The following is a 2,489-nucleotide window of genomic DNA, read 5'->3' as shown; positions in this document are numbered from 1 at the left end:
AGCTCACCGCCGAAGTGCAACTGCTGCGCGACAACAAGCAGTACCAGGCCGCCTACGACCTGCTGGCCCAGGCCATCGCCCGCGACCCCAAGGACACCGAGCTGATCTACGACCAGGCCATGCTGGCATTGCTATAGGTGACTACACAGGTACTCCTCCAGTTGTACCAGCAGGAAATTATGCCAAACAAGTTCTTACTAGTCGAGGTATTTTCACGACTGTTAGTCCTAAATTATCCCTTGCTAGTAATGTCCGTACCGTTTTAACTGCTGTTGAAAATAAAACTCTTCAAGTTAACGGTGTAAATAAAACTATTAATGCAGGTTTTGTTTACACAACTGATGCTGCCATTTCTAACAAGGTAAGAGTCGTACAAACTGCTCTAACAAGAGAGAGCGATCCAATTGTCTACCCACTAGGTATACTCACCAGAACTACAGTTTTAACGACGGCACGAAATTTTTCTAACTACTTAACTGGTACTACTGCCCAGAATATCTTTAAAGGTTATGGTTTTCTCGCGCCTTAATCACCACGTCGTTGTCGTGAAATTTGAACTATTTTTGGAGTCATGTTTCGTGAAGTTCACTAAAAAATTCTCAATTATTGTTTGTAGTTTGACCACTGCCTTCATTCATACTACTGTGATTAGCAATACTTATAAATCAGCAGTACAAGCAGAAGGACAAGAGCTGATTACCAACGGGGGATTTGAAATCGATCCTCTCATAGATCCTAATAATCCCAACGTTACAAATCCTAATGTTACAGGATGGATTAAGTCTGGCGATCCGATAGATACAACATTGAGTAAAATTAGCAACTTTCCTAACACTGGGAACCAGGGTTTATCACTTGGTGGATTTTCAAGCATTAGCGACATATCACAGACTATCCGTACAGTTCCTGGTAAACAGTACCGACTTACTTACTATTTAGCATCCATAGAGGAAGCACCTGACCTTAATAATAAATTTAAGGTTTTTATAGGTGGAAAGAAGCTTGATGTAAAAAACAATACTCCTTACCAACCCTATACGCAATACACATTAGATTTTAAAGCAAAAGGAAGATCGACCGAGATAAAGTTTGCTTCTATAGCCAAGTATGGGTTTTTATATCTGGATGATGTAAGTGTTAAAGCTAGACCTAAACATCAAAGATAAAACTATGGAAATTCAGGCGTAGATAATGGTGATGAATAAACCACACTAGCTTGACAAAATAGTAAAAACCCAAGCAATGTCTGGCTTTATAGTCAGGGTAAGTTTTCTTGACAACTACTTAGAGCCAGCATAAATGTAATTATCAACTCATTTTAATTGTCAGAATTTGGAATTATTTGGAGTCAAGTTTTATGAAGTTAACTAAAAAACTATCAATTATTGTTTTTAGTGTTAGTACTACTTTAATTAGCACTGCTGTGATTACCAATACTTATAATACAGCAGCACAAGCGGCAGAACTTGTTAAAAACGGAAGCTTTGAACTGGACCCCCTCGTAGATCCTAACAATCCCAACGTGACAAATCCTAATGTTACAGACTGGATTAAATCTGGTGATCCGATAAATACATCATTAACTAAAATTAGCAATTTTCCTCTACATCATAGTGGGAATCAGGGTTTATCACTTGGTGGATTTGTAGACCTTAGCTACATATCACAGACCCTTTCTACACAACCTGGTCAGACATACGAACTTAGTTACTTTTTAGCATCTGTAGCCGAGGCACCTGACCTTGATAATGAATTTCAGACATTTGTAGGTGGAAATAAGATTTTTGATCAAAAAAACATTTCTTACCAGCCATACACACAATATAATTTCAATTTTACGGCAGACGCATCATCTACAGAGTTAAAGTTTGGGTATGTGGATAGATACGCATTTCTCTACTTAGATAATGTGAGTGTAATACCTGTGCCTGAACCATCAAGTATTGGAGGAATAGCAATTGCTGGGTTGTTGGGAATATGGCTGAAGAAAAAGAAGGCAATTAGGTAAAAAATTTTTTGTCACTCTCGGAAAACAAGAAAGCGATCGCCACACAATCTTAATGGAAAAGGTGCTACATCTATGCCCGTCGTAGACATCACCTTACGCTTTCCATAGCTCAGGCGCACTGATGTGCAATAAGCAACTCCCCTAGCCACTTCAAAATTACGTAGTAGCATTCAACTTTAAAATAATGTTTGACTTAATGCCGTAACAGCGATCGCTGTTACGGCATCTTCATAAAAGCGATATAGAGCAATACGCTTGGCTTTGTGGATAATCGTAGGTTGGGTTGAACTTTAGTGTTACTCAACAATTACAAGACTTTGAGGTGTTGGGTTGAGGGACGAAACCCAACCTACATTCATATAGGACTAATATTTGATTTCTGAAAAAGCTCGGTACAACTCGAAAAGCCTAATTCCTTATTCCCTACTCCGTACAGACGCGATTAATCGCGTCTCTACCCACTCCCCGCCTACGTAGATAA

4 protein-coding genes are annotated in these 2,489 nt (G+C 39.1%); 3 read left to right on the top strand and 1 reads right to left on the bottom strand.

Annotated features, from left to right (window positions below):
* From modA to LC574_RS35490, 3 genes are all read left to right on the top strand, one after another.
* A partial coding sequence (gene modA, locus LC574_RS35500) for a molybdate ABC transporter substrate-binding protein (protein ID WP_229458311.1) occupies positions 1–529 on the top strand: 529 nt, incomplete at its 5' end.
* A 49-nt stretch (positions 530–578) separates the two neighbouring features.
* Positions 579–1,166 carry a DUF642 domain-containing protein gene (locus LC574_RS35495; protein WP_229458310.1) on the top strand — a complete coding sequence of 196 codons (588 nt, stop codon included), beginning with the start codon at positions 579–581 and terminating at the stop codon, positions 1,164–1,166.
* A gap of 191 nt (positions 1,167–1,357) precedes the next feature.
* Entirely contained in the window at positions 1,358–2,008 is a 651-nt protein-coding gene (locus tag LC574_RS35490) for a DUF642 domain-containing protein (protein WP_229458309.1), read from the top strand.
* A gap of 11 nt (positions 2,009–2,019) precedes the next feature.
* On the opposite strand, the gene LC574_RS35485 is transcribed toward LC574_RS35490, so the two are convergent.
* Positions 2,020–2,178, bottom strand: a complete 159-nt coding sequence (locus LC574_RS35485) for a hypothetical protein (RefSeq protein ID WP_229458308.1) — start codon at positions 2,176–2,178, stop codon at positions 2,020–2,022.
* Positions 2,179–2,489: the final 311 nt, after the last annotated feature.

Source organism: Nostoc sp. CHAB 5715 (genome assembly GCF_020829685.1).
In the GTDB taxonomy this organism is placed as follows: domain Bacteria; phylum Cyanobacteriota; class Cyanobacteriia; order Cyanobacteriales; family Nostocaceae; genus Nostoc.
Note: the sequence above shows the minus strand (reverse complement) of the source record. Positions and strands in the feature narration are given on the sequence as shown.

Coding starts and splice junctions, on each gene's coding strand:
- LC574_RS35485 (WP_229458308.1), bottom strand. CDS start 2,178: ATGCTACTACGTAATTTTGAAGTGGCTAGGGGAGTTGCTTATTGCACA.
- LC574_RS35490 (WP_229458309.1), top strand. CDS start 1,358: ATGAAGTTAACTAAAAAACTATCAATTATTGTTTTTAGTGTTAGTACT.